This is a genomic window from Methylobacterium sp. R2-1, from assembly GCF_014191355.1.
Lineage (GTDB): Bacteria > Pseudomonadota > Alphaproteobacteria > Rhizobiales > Beijerinckiaceae > Methylobacterium.
Genome location: NZ_JACHWM010000005.1, coordinates 120588 through 135394 on the forward strand (window position 1 = coordinate 120588; position 14807 = coordinate 135394).

The 14807-nt window shown below is 67.5% G+C and carries 13 protein-coding genes, 2 tRNA genes and 1 pseudogene; 10 read left to right on the forward strand and 6 right to left on the reverse strand.

Annotated features, from left to right (window positions below):
• Positions 1-135: 135 nt before the first annotated feature.
• The 3 genes and pseudogenes from FHU13_RS08975 to FHU13_RS08985 all read right to left on the reverse strand — a co-directional run.
• Positions 136-354 (reverse strand): annotated as a pseudogene (locus tag FHU13_RS08975) (helix-turn-helix domain-containing protein); the annotation flags it as partial.
• 98 nt (positions 355-452) lie between these two features.
• Positions 453-1328, reverse strand: coding sequence for an ImmA/IrrE family metallo-endopeptidase (locus tag FHU13_RS08980; RefSeq protein WP_246714570.1), 876 nt, complete (start codon positions 1326-1328; stop codon positions 453-455).
• 313 nt (positions 1329-1641) lie between these two features.
• Positions 1642-1731 (reverse strand) — tRNA-Ser (locus tag FHU13_RS08985).
• A gap of 133 nt (positions 1732-1864) precedes the next feature.
• Between FHU13_RS08985 and FHU13_RS08990 the strand changes: the two genes are divergently transcribed.
• The 4 genes from FHU13_RS08990 to FHU13_RS09005 all read left to right on the forward strand — a co-directional run bounded on the left by FHU13_RS08990 (position 1865) and on the right by FHU13_RS09005 (position 7705).
• Complete coding sequence (locus FHU13_RS08990; RefSeq protein ID WP_183435700.1) at positions 1865-3178, forward strand: replication-associated recombination protein A; 1314 nt, start codon at positions 1865-1867, stop codon at positions 3176-3178.
• A gap of 100 nt (positions 3179-3278) precedes the next feature.
• The gene (locus FHU13_RS08995) at positions 3279-4775 is read left to right on the forward strand and encodes a carboxypeptidase M32 (RefSeq protein ID WP_183435522.1); all 1497 of its coding nucleotides are present in this window, start codon (positions 3279-3281) and stop codon (positions 4773-4775) included.
• 100 nt (positions 4776-4875) lie between these two features.
• On the forward strand, positions 4876-6123 hold the full coding sequence (locus tag FHU13_RS09000; protein ID WP_183435523.1) for an Hsp70 family protein: 1248 nt from the start codon (positions 4876-4878) through the stop codon (positions 6121-6123).
• Positions 6124-6349: 226 nt separating this feature from the next.
• On the forward strand, positions 6350-7705 hold the full coding sequence (locus tag FHU13_RS09005) for an RluA family pseudouridine synthase (protein WP_183435524.1): 1356 nt from the start codon (positions 6350-6352) through the stop codon (positions 7703-7705).
• A 161-nt stretch (positions 7706-7866) separates the two neighbouring features.
• Here the strand turns inward: FHU13_RS09005 and FHU13_RS09010 are convergent, their stop codons facing one another.
• Positions 7867-8076 (reverse strand): hypothetical protein, encoded by a 210-nt coding sequence (locus FHU13_RS09010; protein WP_183435525.1) that lies wholly within the window; start codon positions 8074-8076, stop codon positions 7867-7869.
• A 275-nt stretch (positions 8077-8351) separates the two neighbouring features.
• Here FHU13_RS09010 and FHU13_RS09015 point away from each other — a divergent pair, with 275 nt between their 5' ends.
• The 4 genes from FHU13_RS09015 (at position 8352) to FHU13_RS09030 (ending at position 12026) form a co-directional block, all read left to right on the forward strand.
• Entirely contained in the window at positions 8352-9053 is a 702-nt protein-coding gene (locus FHU13_RS09015) for an HAD-IA family hydrolase (RefSeq protein ID WP_183435526.1), read from the forward strand.
• Between the two features lie 108 nt (positions 9054-9161).
• Positions 9162-9965 carry an ATP12 family chaperone protein gene (locus FHU13_RS09020; RefSeq protein WP_183435527.1) on the forward strand — a complete coding sequence of 268 codons (804 nt, stop codon included), beginning with the start codon at positions 9162-9164 and terminating at the stop codon, positions 9963-9965.
• Positions 9966-10136: 171 nt separating this feature from the next.
• Positions 10137-10274, forward strand: a complete 138-nt coding sequence (locus FHU13_RS09025) for a hypothetical protein (RefSeq protein ID WP_183435528.1) — start codon at positions 10137-10139, stop codon at positions 10272-10274.
• A 219-nt stretch (positions 10275-10493) separates the two neighbouring features.
• Positions 10494-12026, forward strand: coding sequence for an acyl-CoA carboxylase subunit beta (locus FHU13_RS09030; protein WP_183435529.1), 1533 nt, complete (start codon positions 10494-10496; stop codon positions 12024-12026).
• A gap of 63 nt (positions 12027-12089) precedes the next feature.
• Here FHU13_RS09030 and FHU13_RS09035 read toward each other — a convergent pair whose 3' ends face one another.
• Together FHU13_RS09035 and FHU13_RS09040 are read right to left on the reverse strand one after the other, a co-directional pair.
• The gene (locus FHU13_RS09035) at positions 12090-12644 is read right to left on the reverse strand and encodes a TerB family tellurite resistance protein (RefSeq protein WP_183435530.1); all 555 of its coding nucleotides are present in this window, start codon (positions 12642-12644) and stop codon (positions 12090-12092) included.
• A 125-nt stretch (positions 12645-12769) separates the two neighbouring features.
• Positions 12770-12844, reverse strand: a tRNA-Val gene (locus FHU13_RS09040).
• A gap of 226 nt (positions 12845-13070) precedes the next feature.
• Here FHU13_RS09040 and FHU13_RS09045 point away from each other — a divergent pair.
• Both FHU13_RS09045 and ilvC read left to right on the forward strand, forming a co-directional pair.
• The gene (locus FHU13_RS09045; RefSeq protein ID WP_183435531.1) at positions 13071-13718 is read left to right on the forward strand and encodes a TetR/AcrR family transcriptional regulator; all 648 of its coding nucleotides are present in this window, start codon (positions 13071-13073) and stop codon (positions 13716-13718) included.
• A gap of 33 nt (positions 13719-13751) precedes the next feature.
• The gene (gene ilvC / locus FHU13_RS09050; protein ID WP_183435532.1) at positions 13752-14771 is read left to right on the forward strand and encodes a ketol-acid reductoisomerase; all 1020 of its coding nucleotides are present in this window, start codon (positions 13752-13754) and stop codon (positions 14769-14771) included.
• Positions 14772-14807: the final 36 nt, after the last annotated feature.

Here is a 14807-nt window from a genome sequence, read left to right on the forward strand (position 1 = left end):
ACCGGAATGTGGACATCTCCGACAGCCGCAGCGGGTCGTAAGCGGGCACGATGGAGAAGTCTGCCTCTCCCAATGCTTGCCCTAAAGCGAATGGTCGCGACACCACCCATCCCGGCCGTGCGCGACGTGCAGTTTTCAACTCTCGTGAAGCACCCGGTAGACTTGCATGCGCGAGCAGCCGACCGCTCGCGCAATGGCTGCCGCGCCAGTGCCCTGAGCGTGCAGGGACCTGATGTGCTCACGGTCGACCCTACGTTTTCCGCCCGCGTAGACGCCCTCAGCCTTCGCCCTCTCAATGCCGTCGCGCTGCCGCTCTTTGATAAATCGGCGCTCCATCTGCGCGACCATGCCCAGTGCACAGCCAGCGACTGGGGGCAATCTCAGGTCGTCAGCATATTGGCGGCTGATACCGATTGAGTGGTCGAGATGTTTTTCTGCTACGAATTATCTGCCTACCGTCGCCCCGAGTGGAAGCGGTGACGCCAGCCCTCATCCAGCCTGCGCTCCTTTGCGCTCTCCTCCGGAACGGGCTCCAGCCGCAGCAGGATCATCGCAAAGCCGTTCTGCTGAAGGTACACCTGCTCGCATAGGTCCGGCGCGCGGAGATCGCGCTTCACATCGATCCAGAGATCCGGACTGCACGCGGCGATGTCGCTCGCTGTGCTCGGCCGATGTGGACTGCTGTGATAGAGCGAGCCCGTCGGAACGGGGCTGCCGTCCGCGCAGGTGATGGCCGGAAAGGAAAGGCTGCGGTAGCACCGCTGCACCCGGCCGTTGCCCGCCACGACAATGGCGATCCGCTCAGGATGGTATTGCACGTAGGCCCGAGCCGCCACCTCCTTGCCAACCGCGAAGTCGCGTGCGAGCGCGAGAACGTGCTGCAGATCGGGCTCGCGAAAGGCCGCCATGGCCTCCCGCAGCAGGTGCGGGGGCATCAGCATCAGTGCGGCAAAGCGGTTGGCCTCAACCTCTCTGCGCTGCCGCTGGTCGCCCGCCTTAGCCGTGAGGCGGAGTAGGTCAGAACTCTTGCACAGGAACCGGCCCGCCTGATCCGGGACGTGGTGCGCCATCAGGAAGTGGCCGAGTTCGTGCGCGATGGTGAAGCGGCGACGCGATTCGCCCCCGCGCTTGACGAGGATGGTGCCTGCGGACCGCTTCGCGTCGGTCACAAGGCCACCCTCGAACTCGTCGGTATTCAGGTCCTCGATCCTGCTGATGCCGAGTCGCGCGCACAGCTCCTGGATCGGCACGGGCAACGGAAGGTTCGGCTCGGCCCGTAGGATGCATTTGACGAGCGCCTCCGGCGAGCCCGCGTCCGCGAGGTCCATCCTGCTAATCGGCATTCGCGCAGCCCCATCCCGCCTCTGAGCCGACCCGTCAGGCCGCCCCGCACCCGCGATCCCACCGACGGGGAGAACGGCAGCGTCGAGCGCCGGCAGGTTCGGTGCGTTCATTTCAAACCCCACTCCACGGCGGCTGCTCCTATCGAGGTGGGGCGTCAGCCCTCGCGCGCGCCTACATTGTCCGTCTACGTCCAGAACGAGCCGGTACAAGCCGCTTAAAAATGTGGGTTATAAAGTGGGTTTACGGCTGCGGTCAGGCCGTTTTTTCGAACGAAAACAATGGCTTATGATGGTTGGATGGCGGAGAGGGGGGGATTCGAACCCCCGATGGGCTTGCACCCATGCCGCATTTCGAGTGCGGTGCATTCAACCGCTCTGCCACCTCTCCGCAGAGGTGTCGCATCGACGGCATGCGCCCTAGCATGCGGCGGTCGGACCCACAAGCCGGCTTTGCGGGGGAAGTGCGCATCCGACCTTCAAGGCTCTTGCGGACGGAGGGGGCTGCGGTGTTCATGCCACGCATGTCCGACCTGTTCGCTTCCGCTGGCCTCGACACCGGCACTCCCCGGCCGCTGGCGGATCGTCTGCGCCCGCGCCGGCTCACCGAGGTCGTGGGGCAAGAGCATCTGACCGGGCCGGATGGGGCGCTGACGCGGCTGCTCGCGTCGCGCTCGCTCGGATCACTGGTATTCTGGGGGCCTCCCGGTACCGGCAAGACCACCGTGGCGCGGCTGCTGGCGCACGAGACCGCGCTGCATTTCGAGCAGATCTCCGCGATCTTCTCCGGCATCGCCGATCTCCGGAAGGTCTTCGAGGCGGCGCGAAAGCGCCGCGCGACGGGGCAAGGCACCCTGCTCTTCGTCGATGAGATCCATCGCTTCAATCGCGCCCAGCTCGATGCCTTCCTGCCGGTCATGGAGGATGGGACCGTTACGCTCGTCGGCGCGACGACGGAGAATCCTTCCTTCGAACTGAACGCCGCCCTGCTCTCGCGCGCCCGCGTGCTGCTGTTTCGTGCGCTGGACCCGGCTGCGCTCGCCCGGTTGCTGGCCCGGGCCGAGGAGATGGACGGCCAGCCGCTGCCCCTCGACGAGGAGGCGCGCGCCGCGCTGATCCGCATGGCCGACGGTGACGGACGCGCGGCGCTGACGCTCGCGGAGGAGGTCTGGCGCTCGGCCCGCCCCGGCGAGATCCTCGACGCGGAGACACTGCAGACCCTCGTGCAGCGCCGGGCGCCGATCTACGACAAGGCGCAGGAAGGGCACTACAACCTCATCTCCGCCCTGCATAAGACCGTGCGCGGCTCGGACCCCGACGCGGCGCTGTACTACCTCTGCCGGATGCTCGATGCGGGCGAGGACCGGCTGTTCATCGCCCGGCGGCTCGTGCGGATGGCGGTGGAGGATATCGGGCTTGCCGATCCGCAGGCCCTCGTGGTGGCGACCGCGGCCAAGGACGCCTTCGACTTCCTCGGTTCACCCGAGGGCGAACTCGCGCTGGCGCAGGTCGCCGTCTATCTCGCCTGCGCCCCGAAATCGAATGCGGTCTACACGGCCTACAAGTCGGCGACGCGGGTGGCGAAGGCCGCCGGCTCGCTCGCGCCGCCGCGCACCATCCTGAACGCCCCCACGGGGCTGATGAAGCGGATCGGCTACGGCGAGGGTTACCGCTACGACCACGACGAGCCCGATGCCTTCTCGGGTCAGGATTACTGGCCGGAAGCCCTCGGGCGACAGCATTTCTACGAGCCGACTGACCGGGGCATGGAGACCCGCTACCGGGAGCGGCTCGCCTACTGGGAACGGCTGCGGCAGGAGCGCCGCGGCGAGGACTGACCCCCACTGCCCCCCTTGGAGCATCGTCATTTTCCGAAAGCCGGCAACCACCTTTCGGGACGAGGCTCTCAGCGCGAACACCGAGGGATCTCGACCGATCATGCAGGCTTACGCGACGCTCACCGCCACCTTCGCCCGCCTCGGCGCTCTGGAGGATGCGAGCGGCATCCTCGGCTGGGACACGCAAACCCAGATGCCGGACGGCGCCTCCGACACCCGCGGCGAGCAACTGGCCGTGCTGTGCGTACTCGCCCACGAGATCCTCACCGACCCGCGCAATGCCGAGCGGTTCGATGCGGCGGAGGCGGAAGGTCGCCTCGGCGAATGGGAGCAGGCGAATCTGCGCGAGATGCGCCGGGCCTATGCCCACGCGGCGGCGGTACCGGGCGATCTCGTCGCCGCGGCATCGAGAGCGACGACGCGCTGCGAGATGATCTGGCGCGAGGCGCGGCGCGACTCGGACTTCGCGCGGCTGCGTCCGCATCTCGAGGAGGTGCTGCGGCTGCGGCGTCTGGTCGGCGAGGCCAAGGGAGCGGCGCTCGGGCTCGAACCCTACGATGCGCTGCTGGACGGTTACGATCCCGGCATGCGGCGCGCGCGCATCGATCCGATCTTCGCCGAATTGCGTGCCGTCCTGCCGGATCTCGTCGTCGCGGTGCGCGAGCGGCAGGCGGCTGCCGCCCCTCCCCTGCCGCTGCCGGGTCCGTTTCCGGTGGCGACCCAGCGGGAGGTCGGCCTGCGGCTGATGCGGGCCGTCGGGTTCGATTTCTCGCGCGGGCGGCTCGATGTCAGCCTGCACCCCTTCTGCGGCGGTGCCACCGACGACGTGCGCATCACCACCCGCTACGACGAGGCGAGCGCCACCGGGGCGCTGATGGGCGTGCTGCACGAGACCGGCCACGCGCTCTACGAGCAGGGCCGTCCGGCTGCGTGGCGCCACCAGCCGGTGGGTCAGGCACGCGGCATGAGCCTGCACGAGAGCCAATCGCTTCTGGTGGAGATGCAGGCCTGCCGCTCGGCCGAATTCTGCGCCTACCTCGCGCCGACCCTGCGCGAGGCATTCGGCGGCGAAGGTCCGGCCTGGGAGGCGGAGAACCTGCACCGCCTCTACACCCGCGTCGAGCCGGGCTTCATCCGGGTGGACGCCGACGAGGTGACCTACCCGGCCCACATCCTGCTGCGCTACCGCCTGGAGACGGCGATGATCGCGGGCGACCTCCCTGTGGCCGACCTGCCCGGCGCCTTCAACGACGGCATGAAGGAGTTGCTGGGGCTCACCGTGCCCGATGACCGGCATGGCTGCCTGCAGGACATCCACTGGCCCGGCGGCAGCTTCGGCTACTTCCCGACCTACACCCTCGGGGCACTGGCCGCCGCGCAACTCTTCAAGGCCGCCTGCGCCGCGCATCCCGGCCTCCGCCCCGCCCTGGCCGAGGGCGATTTTTCGCAGTTGCGCAGCTGGCTGCGGGAGCACGTCCATGCCCGCGCGAGCCTGATGGAAACTGACGAGTTGCTGACCGCCGCGACCGGCAAGCCGCTCGGCGCAGACGATTTCCTGGCCCATCTGCGCCGTCGCTATCTCGGCGCCGAGGCATGAGAGTCGGGCCGCCCATGTTACGGATCGGGGATTGCGCTCGGAGGCCGGGAGCCGTAACGGGGCCGCCCTCCCCTTCGAATATCCAAGCGATCCGGTCCCCATGGCGGCCTGCGGCCTCGATTTCGGCACGTCCAACACCACCCTCGGGATCGGCACGGGAGACCGCCCGGTTCTAGTACCGCTGGAGGGCACGCATCGCACCCTGCCGAGCGCCATCTTCTTCGCGCCCGGCCGCGAGGCGCAGATCGGGCGGGCGGCGATCGAGGCCTATGTCGAGGGCACGCCGGGCCGGCTGATGCGGGCGCTCAAATCCGTCCTCGGTTCGCCCCTGATCGAGGAGACCACCCCGGTCGGCCGCGAGCGCATCCGCTTCCGTGACGTCATCGCCCGCTACCTCACCCTGGTAAAGGCGCGCGGCGAGGCGGAAGCCGGCGTCGAACTCGACACCGTGGTCCATGGCCGCCCGGTGCATTTCGTCGACAACGACCCGGCGGCCGACCGCAAAGCGGAGGACACGCTGCGGCAGATCGCCGAGGGCATCGGCTTCCGCCACGTCCGCTTCCAGTACGAGCCGATCGCCGCAGCCCTCGATTACGAGCGCACGGTGATGACGGAGGAGATCGCGCTGATCGCCGATATCGGCGGCGGCACCTCGGATTTCTCCATCGTCCGGCTCTCGCCGCAGCGGCATCGGCGCGACGAGCGGGCCGACGACATCCTAGCCAACGACGGCATTCGCATCGGCGGGACCGATTTCGACCGCAACCTGAGCCTCGGCGCGGTGATGCCACTCCTCGGCCTCGGGAGCCCGATGAAGCGGGCCGACCTTGCCGTGCCGAACGCCTATTTCCACGATCTCGCCACCTGGTCGAGCATCAACCGGCTCTACAATCCCAAGACTTTGCGCGAGATCGACGAGGTGGTGCGCGACGCCGCTCGGCCGGAACTTGTCGCTCGTCTCCGCACGGTTGTGGAGGCGGAGCGCGGGCACTCGCTCGCCATGGCGGTGGAGGGGGCCAAGATCGCCACTTCCGACGCGGGCGCGAGTACGGTCGATCTCGGATGGGTCGAGTCGGGCCTCTCGGCGGACGTGGATCGCAAACGGCTCGCCGGGCACACCGACGACCTCGCGCGCCGCCTGGCGCAGCGGATCGAGCGCTGCCTCCATCAGGCAGAACTATCGGCCGACCGGATCGACGCGCTGTTCCTCACCGGGGGTTCGACCGGTTTGCCGCATGTGCGCGCGGCCCTGACGGCCTGTGTTCCGGCGGCGCGGGTGGTCGACGGCGACACGTTCGGCTCCGTCGGGCTCGGGCTCACCCTGGAGGCGGCACGGCTCGCGGCCTGACGCGATCGTCGCACGGCCCGGAAGCTCTCCGGTGGCGATAGCCCACCGTCCAAGGTTGGATTCCGCATGGTCGCGAGACCGACAATGACCCACTCATCCCGCGGCGGACGCGGCAAGGGGCGTTGAGGCCCTTCGCCATGCACTGCACGCGGTCGCAGACAGGGATTCAACCCTCCCGTCAGTCGCAGCGCTTTGCGCCGTCATCTCAGGATGATAGCAGCGGCGCATGAAGGGACGTCCTCCACATCGCGGGTCCGGCACCAAGCACGGACCCGGCGGCTTCGCGCCGCGCGCCGGCACGGGACCGCGCACCTCCGCCAAGGACGCCGCGCAACGCGCAGCGCGCAATCGCGGCGACGATGCCGGCGAACGCTCACCCTGGGATGACGGCACGGGGAGCGAGAGCGCACCGCGCCCGCAGGGTGCGCCGAGAGCCGCCGCACCGAAGCCGGACGCCTCGCGCATCCGTGCGAAGGCGCCGGCTGCCCAATCACCTGTCAGCAGGGCCCCTCGAGCCGAGGCCCCTGCCACGCCCACCGGCCCGACGCGACGCGAGCAACGCGCCGCGGCCTCGGCAACACTGGCGAGCGGTGTGCAGACCCTGACGGTCGCTCCCGACGAGGCCGGGATGCGCATCGACCGCTTCCTCGGAGCGCGCTTTCCCCAGCTTCCCTTCACCCGCGTGCAGAGCATCGTCCGCAAGGGCGAGCTACGGGTCGACGGCAAGCGCGCGAAGCCGAACGACCGCCTGGAGCCAGGATCGAGCGTGCGGGTGCCCCCGCTCAAGCTCGAGCAACCGTCCGACCGGCCGCGCAACGTCGCGAAGATCGAAGGGGATGCCGAGTTCCTGCGCTCGCTGATCCTCTACGAGGACGCGGACATGATGATCCTCAACAAGCCGTTCGGCCTCGCGGTGCAGGGCGGCTCGGGTACAGTGCGCCACGTCGACGGCCTCTTGGAGGCGCTGACCGGGCCAGACGGGCAGCGCCCACGCCTTGTCCACCGGCTCGACAAGGACACGGCTGGCTGCCTGATCGTCGCCAAGACGCGGCTCGCCGCCGCGACTTTGGCCAAGAGCTTCCGCTCCCGCGCCGCCCGAAAGATCTACTGGGCGCTGGTGGCGGGCGTGCCCCGCACCCGCCAGGGCCGGGTCTCGACCTATCTCGTCAAGGACGAGCCGACCGATGCCGATGCGCGCATGCGTGTGGCCAAGCACGGCGACGAGGGGGCGAGCCATGCCCTTACCTACTACGCCACCGTCGATCAGGCGGCGCAGAAGCTCGCCTGGCTCTCGCTGAAGCCGGTCACCGGTCGGACGCACCAACTGCGTGCCCACGCTGCGCATATCGGCCACCCGATCGTCGGCGACCCGAAATATTTCGACGTGGAGAATTGGGAGTTGCCCGGCGGCATTCAGAACCGCCTGCATCTCCTCGCCCGCCGCATCGTGATCCCGCATCCGCGCACCGGCCGGCCGGTCGACGTCAGTGCGCCGCTTCCCCCGCACATGGCCCAGAGCTGGAACCTACTCGGATTCGATGCCGCCCGCTACGACCCGATCGTCGAAGCGCCCGAAGCCTGACCTCAGCTCGGGCCCTTCACAAAAGCGCGGGCCGCCTTGGATGACGGGGCTCCCGCCATAGGTCCTGCCTCGAATGCCTTCCGCGTGGACGGGAACACGGCGAGGTGCTTCTATCCAGACTGCGTCCGATCCGGCGAAGCCGCTGTCGGCGCTTGGATTGATCAGCCGTGAGAGCGCTTGCCGTCGGGCCTCTCGGACGTCTCTCTCCCGCCGACGGCCGGTGCAACGAGGTTCAGGATCGTATGAGGGCCGTCACGCTGTTCTCGGTCGCGCTTGCCGGCCTGCTCTGCGCCCTTGCGCCGGCCGGCGCGGCACCAGCCGGAGACGTGGCGCAGGGTCAGTCTCAGACGCAGCCCCAAGGGCAGTCTCAAGGCCAGCCTCAAGCGCTGCCTCAAGGACAACCCCAAACGGCTTCCCCCCCGTCTCAAGCGGCGCCCGCGCCACGAGCCCAGAGTCAGGGAGCCCGTGCATCCGAGCGCCGCCGCCGAATCTCATACGCCGCCTGCAACCGCGAATCGCATCGCCGCAAGCTCTCCGGTGGCGCCCGCCGCCGCTTCCTCGTTCGCTGCCATCTCGGTTACGAGCGGCGTACGGCCTCACAGCCGGCGCCTGCCCGTCGGCCTTGAGCCTTCGAGGCCCTGCCGCCGTGCTCAAACTGATCGTCTTCGATGTCGATGGCACTCTCGTCGACAGCCAGCACCTGATCGTGGAGGCACAGCGGCGTGCCTTCTCCGAGCATGGTCTGGAGGCGCCCGCGCGCAAGGAAGCCCTGTCCGTCGTCGGGCTGTCCCTGCCCGACGCTTTCCGCCGTCTCGTCGGCGAGGCCGGGCCGATCGAGTCGCTCTCGCACAGCTATCGCAAAGCGTTCCAGGCGCTGCGCGTCGATCCCGACTATGAGGAGCCGCTCTTTCCGGGCATGGCCGCGTTGGTCGAGCGGCTGCATCGGCGCGAAGACATCCAGCTCGGCATTGCCACGGGCAAGTCGCGCCGCGGCGTCGATCATCTCGTGGACAAGCACGGCTGGGAGCGCTGGTTCGCCACGATTCAGACCGCCGACGACGCTCCGTCCAAGCCGGATCCGGCTATGCTGCTGCAGGCGATGGGCGAGGCCGGCGCCGAACCGTCGATGACGGTGATGATCGGCGACACGACCTATGACATGATGATGGCCAAGAGCGCTGGCGTCGCGGCCATCGGCGTCGGCTGGGGCTACCACTCGCCCGGCGCCCTGTTCAGCGCGGGAGCGGTCACGGTCGTCGATACGGCCACCTCCTTGAGCGACCTTTTTTCGGGCCCTCTGGACGGCTCTCACGGCGGCCCGGTCAGGCCTCGCCTCGCCACCTCGTAAGCGTATCGGGTTTCGCCGATAGGCCAGTCTCCGTCATTCGGGATAACACATACGAGCCTGCCGCGGCGCAGACTCGCACGAGGCCTCGAGAAATCCTATCTGCGAGCCATGAGCACTTCAGGCGACGACGTGACCCGTGATTGGCTGGGCGAGCCCGGCGGCGACGGAAAACCAGATCCCATCCGAGCCGCCCGTGCAAGCACGGCGCCGACGTTGCCGAAGCGCTTCTACGCGCAGGCCGGCATCGCGGCAGTCGAGGGCGGCTTCCGCCTGGTGCTCGACGGTCGCGGCGCCAACACGCCCGGCCGCCGGCCGCTCGTCGTCCCCGACGTCGGGCTCGGCGAAGCGCTCGCGGCGGAATGGGCGGCGCAGGAGACGGTGATCGATCCGCGCACGATGCCGCTGACCCGCCTCGTCAACACGACGATCGACGGCGTCGTCGAGCGCCGCGCCGCGGTGGCCGAGGATCTCGGCGCCTTCGCCGTCACCGATCTCGTCGCCTATCGCGCCGGAACTCCCGAACGCCTCGTCGCCGAGCAGGCCGCTGCCTGGGATCCGTTGGTGGACTGGGCCGCCGTGGCGTTGGGTGCGCGGCTGTTCCTCGCCGAGGGGGTAATGCATGTCGAGCAGCCGGAGGGCTCAGTGGCGGCGCTCCGCGCGGCGATCGACGCGGTCGAAGATCCGTTCCGGCTGGCGGCGCTTCACGCCCTGACGACGCTCACCGGCTCTCTCGTGATCGCGCTGGCGGTGCTGCACAGGCGCTTGAGCGCGGACGAGGCCTGGGCGGCCGCCCACGTCGATGAGAGCTATCAGGCAAGCATCTGGGGCCGCGATGCGGAGGCCGAGGCTCGCCTCGCCCATCGCCGGGCAGAGTTCGAGGCGGCGGCAATCATCGCGCAGCGCCGCACCTGAGCGTCGGACTGCACGTCTTCTAGACCGAGGCGTTCACTTGCTGAGCAGTGCGCTTCTTCTTGGAGCAATTAAATTGTAGTTGTCTCTTTCAATCCTGGTATCGCTTCTCTGCACTATCGGGCCGGACCGCTCACGCGTCATTGTCGTCCTCGTCTGACTTTGGAGACGAACGTGCCGAACCTTTGTATCAACGCCCGGCAGGTCATCCTTGCCACCATCGCCGCCGTGCTCGCACTGAGCGCCGCCGCCTGCGCCACCAAGCCCCCGCCCGCACCGGTCGAGCCGACGCCGCTCGTCAAGAAGGGCTGAGCACGCGGGCTCTTCCACGAAAAGCTCTCGAATGCAGGTGGTCCCGGTCCGCGGACCGGGACCACCGCGCCGCGAGAATTGACTTCGATCGGCCCTGCCCCGGCCGTTTCCGAGTGCGAGAACGCGTGCTAAGGGCGATCGATCGATGCAAGGTCAAGCTCTTACGCTTTGATCTGCATTCAAAAAACGATTTCGGTCGCCAGGGAGTCTCGCCAGACCATGAAGGACATTCTCGAGAAGCTTGAGGAGCGGCGCGCGCAGGCCCGTCTCGGCGGCGGGGAAAAGCGGCTCGAGGCGCAGCACAAGCGCGGCAAGCTGACGGCGCGCGAGCGCATCGAACTCCTGCTCGACCACGGGTCGTTCGAGGAATTCGACATGTTCGTCCAACACCGTTCCACCGATTTCGGCATGGAGAAGCAGAAGATCTCCGGCGACGGCGTCGTCACGGGCTGGGGCACCGTGAATGGACGCACCGTCTTCCTGTTCTCGAAAGATTTTACCGTTTTCGGCGGTTCGTTGTCGGAAGCGCATGCGCAAAAAATCGTCAAGGTCCAGGACATGGCGCTGAAGATGCGCGCGCCGATCATCGGCATCTTCGATGCCGGCGGTGCCCGTATCCAGGAGGGCGTGGCGGCGCTCGGCGGCTACGGCGAGGTGTTCCGGCGCAACGTCGCGGCCTCCGGCGTGATCCCGCAGATCTCGGTCATCATGGGGCCCTGTGCCGGCGGCGACGTCTACTCGCCGGCCATGACCGATTTCATCTTCATGGTGCGCGACACGAGCTACATGTTCGTGACCGGCCCCGACGTGGTGAAGACCGTCACCAACGAGGTCGTCACGGCGGAGGAACTCGGCGGCGCCAAGGTTCACACCTCGAAGTCTTCGATCGCCGACGGTTCGTTCGAGAACGACGTCGAGGCGATCCTGCAGATCCGCCGCCTGCTCGATTTCCTGCCCGCCAACAACATCGAGGGCGTGCCCGAGATCGAGAGCTTCGACGACGTCAACCGCCTCGACAAGTCGCTCGACACGCTGATCCCCGACAACCCGAACAAGCCCTACGACATGGGCGAGCTGATCCGCCGTGTCGTCGATGAAGGCGACTTCTTCGAAATCCAGGCCGCTTACGCCCGCAACATCATCACTGGCTTCGGCCGCATCGAGGGCCGCACCGTCGGCTTCGTGGCCAATCAGCCGCTGGTGCTGGCCGGCGTGCTCGATTCGGATGCCTCGCGGAAGGCGGCCCGCTTCGTGCGCTTCTGCAACGCCTTCTCGATCCCGATCGTCACCTTCGTGGACGTGCCGGGCTTCCTGCCCGGCACGGCGCAGGAATATGGCGGCCTGATCAAGCACGGCGCCAAACTGCTCTTCGCCTACAGCCAGGCGACCGTGCCACTCGTCACCATCATCACGCGAAAGGCCTTCGGCGGCGCCTACGACGTCATGGCCTCGAAGCATGTCGGCGCCGACCTCAACTACGCCTGGCCGACCGCCCAGATCGCCGTGATGGGCGCCAAGGGCGCTGTCGAGATCATCTTCCGCGCCGAGATCGGCGACGAGGCGAAGATCGCGGAGCGGACCAAGGAGTACGAGGATCGGTTCCTCTCGCCGTTCGTGGCGGCCGAGCGCGGCTACATCGACGAGGTGATCATGCCCCACTCTACCCGCAAGCGGATCGCGCGGGCGCTCGGCATGCTGCGCACCAAGGAGATGGAGCAGCCTTGGAAGAAGCACGACAACATTCCGCTCTGATGCGGGCATGCGAAAAGGTCGCCTCGAAGGCGGCCTTTTCTTTTTGTTGCGGTAGATGACGCGTCAGCCGTGGTTGCCGGAGCGGCTCGTCACCAGTTCCGGCTTTCCGGCGCTCAGTCGTCGCTTGAGCCGAGCCAGCGCCTCCCGCTGCAATTCGCTCGGTGCCGAGTGAGCCGAAGCAACCTTGGTCAGCATGTCGATAAGCTGCATCCGCTCCTCGCCGGTCAGCTTCTCGCGGAACAGCGGCAGCAGCGGATCGGCAACGAGGGAGAAGGGACGGCGCTCCTGCGTGTAGCGCCACGCCCGCTCGAACGTCGCGGAGATCGTCGGGATCTCCAGCGGGTTCTCCATCAGTTCGAAGATGCGGGTCTTCTCGGACGCCGTGATCGGGCTGCCGGTGCGCACGATCTGAATCATCAGGATCACGGCGGCGAGCCGCACGTCGTTCACCCGCTGGAGCGGCGTTCCGACGATGCTCTCGAAGACGGACTTCGCCTGCCGCTGCAGCCCCTTGGTGTCCCGGTCGACTTCCTTGATCTGCTTGACGGTGTAATGTGCCCGCAAGAGCCAGAACAGCACGCCGGCGATGACGGTGGCGACGAGGATAAGAACCGGCAAAAGGCGTCTCCGCACGAGCGCGAGGAATGCGAATCGCGGCGAAGATCACCATGCAGCCGACGATGGGTCAAACCCGTGCAGCCGGCCAAGTCGACAATCTTAAAGGGAAGAAACGGTGGAGGGCGTGGTGGGCGCGACAGGGATCGAACCTGTGACCCTTCGCGTGTGAAGCGAATGCTCTCCCGCTGAGCTACGCACCCGAGCCCCACGATGCCGCCTGCGGAGGACGGCACGGGTGTCGCCGTGGCGACGGAGGGCCGTATACGCCGAGGCCGGCCGCTGGGCAAGCGGGTTCCGCAACCCGCCACGACAGAATCGTGACGGCAACGATGATCGCGGGAGATCCTCCGCCCCCGGCTTGCGGCGTGAGAGGGGATGGACTAGGAGTGCGTACCGTACCGTACGGTACTGTTGACCAGCCGGATCATGCAGGCGAGCCCTCTGAGAAACGAAGAGACTCCGACCGAGGCGCCCTCCCCGCGTCAGCAGGCCGTGCTGGATGCAGCCCTGACGCTGATGGTCGAGGGCAACGATCCGCTGACCATGGATGCGGTGGCGCGCCGGGCGAGCTGCTCGAAGGAGACGCTCTACAAGTGGTTCGGCGACCGCGACGGCCTGCTCACCGCGACGGTGCGCTGGCAGGCTTCGCGGGTTCATGCCGGCCGCTACGAGGTCAGCGGCCTCGACGCGGCGACCTTGCGCGAAAACCTCCTCGATTTCGCTGAGAGTTGGCTCGCGGTCATTGCCAGCCGCACCTCGGTGGCGCTCAACCGCATCGCCATCGCCGAGGCCGGTTCGCGCAAGAGTAATCTCGGCGGCATCGTGCTGGCCAACGGGCGCTTCGCCATCGGCGAGCGGGTGAAGCCCGTGCTGGAGGCCGGCCGTGCGGCGGGCCTGCTCGCTTTCGAGGACAGTGAAACGGCGTTTCGGACCTTCTTCGGTCTGGTCGGCCGCGATATCCAGATCCGACTTCTCCTCGGCGACGCGCTCGACCTCGACGCCGCCGGGATCCGGAGCGACGCGGCTCGTGCCGTCGAGCAGTTCCTGGCCCTCTACGGCCAGGCGAACCCCTGAACGAAAACCCATTCAACCAGAGAGGACACCACCATGCGCGTCTATTACGATCTTGACGCCGACCTGAACCTGATCAAGGGCAAGAAGGTCGTCATCGTCGGCTACGGCAGCCAGGGTCATGCGCACGCGCTCAACCTGCGCGATTCGGGCGTGAAGGACATCGTCATCGCGTTGCGCGAGGGCTCGGCCACCGCCAAGAAGGCGGAGCATGAGGGCTTCAAGGTGATGAACGTCGCCGACGCCGCCAAGTGGGGCGACGTGGTGATGATGCTCACGCCCGACGAGCTTCAGGGCGACATCTACAAGGAGTCGCTGGAGAAGAACATGAAGGAGGGCGCCGCTCTTCTGTTCGCCCACGGCCTCAACGTGCACTTCAACCTGATCGAGCCGCGCAAGGATCTCGACGTGCTGATGGTCGCCCCGAAGGGCCCCGGACACACCGTGCGCGGCGAGTACCTCAAGGGCGGCGGCGTGCCGACCCTGATCGCCATCGCCCAGGACGCCTCCGGCAACGCCCATGATCTCGGCCTCTCCTACGCCTCGGCCAATGGCGGCGGTCGCGCCGGCATCATCGAGACGACCTTCAAGGAAGAGTGCGAGACCGATCTGTTCGGCGAGCAGGCCGTGCTCTGTGGCGGCCTCGTCGAGTTGATCAAGGCCGGCTTCGAGACCCTGGTCGAGGCGGGCTATGCCCCCGAGATGGCCTATTTCGAGTGCCTGCACGAGGTGAAGCTGATCGTCGACCTCATCTACGAGGGCGGCATCGCCAACATGAACTACTCGATCTCGAACACTGCCGAGTACGGCGAGTACGTCACTGGCCCGCGTATCGTTACGCCGGAGACCAAGGCCGAGATGAAGCGCGTTCTCAACGACATCCAGTCGGGCATCTTCACCCGCAACTGGATGCTGGAGAACAAGGTCGGTCAGACCTCGTTCAAGGCCACTCGCGCCAAGCTCGCCGCACACCCGATCGAGGAGGTCGGCGCCAAGCTCCGCGGCATGATGCCGTGGATCTCGGAGAAGGCCTTGGTCGACAAGACCAAGAACTGATTTTTCGGAGTTGGAGGCCGGGCTTGGCTCGGCCTC

Coding starts and splice junctions, on each gene's coding strand:
- FHU13_RS09000 (WP_183435523.1), top strand. CDS start 4,876: ATGGCGGCCTGCGGCCTCGATTTCGGCACGTCCAACACCACCCTCGGG.
- FHU13_RS08995 (WP_183435522.1), top strand. CDS start 3,279: ATGCAGGCTTACGCGACGCTCACCGCCACCTTCGCCCGCCTCGGCGCT.
- ilvC (WP_183435532.1), top strand. CDS start 13,752: ATGCGCGTCTATTACGATCTTGACGCCGACCTGAACCTGATCAAGGGC.
- FHU13_RS09005 (WP_183435524.1), top strand. CDS start 6,350: ATGAAGGGACGTCCTCCACATCGCGGGTCCGGCACCAAGCACGGACCC.
- FHU13_RS09030 (WP_183435529.1), top strand. CDS start 10,494: ATGAAGGACATTCTCGAGAAGCTTGAGGAGCGGCGCGCGCAGGCCCGT.
- FHU13_RS09045 (WP_183435531.1), top strand. CDS start 13,071: ATGCAGGCGAGCCCTCTGAGAAACGAAGAGACTCCGACCGAGGCGCCC.
- FHU13_RS09020 (WP_183435527.1), top strand. CDS start 9,162: ATGAGCACTTCAGGCGACGACGTGACCCGTGATTGGCTGGGCGAGCCC.
- FHU13_RS08980 (WP_246714570.1), bottom strand. CDS start 1,328: ATGGACCTCGCGGACGCGGGCTCGCCGGAGGCGCTCGTCAAATGCATC.
- FHU13_RS08990 (WP_183435700.1), top strand. CDS start 1,865: ATGTCCGACCTGTTCGCTTCCGCTGGCCTCGACACCGGCACTCCCCGG.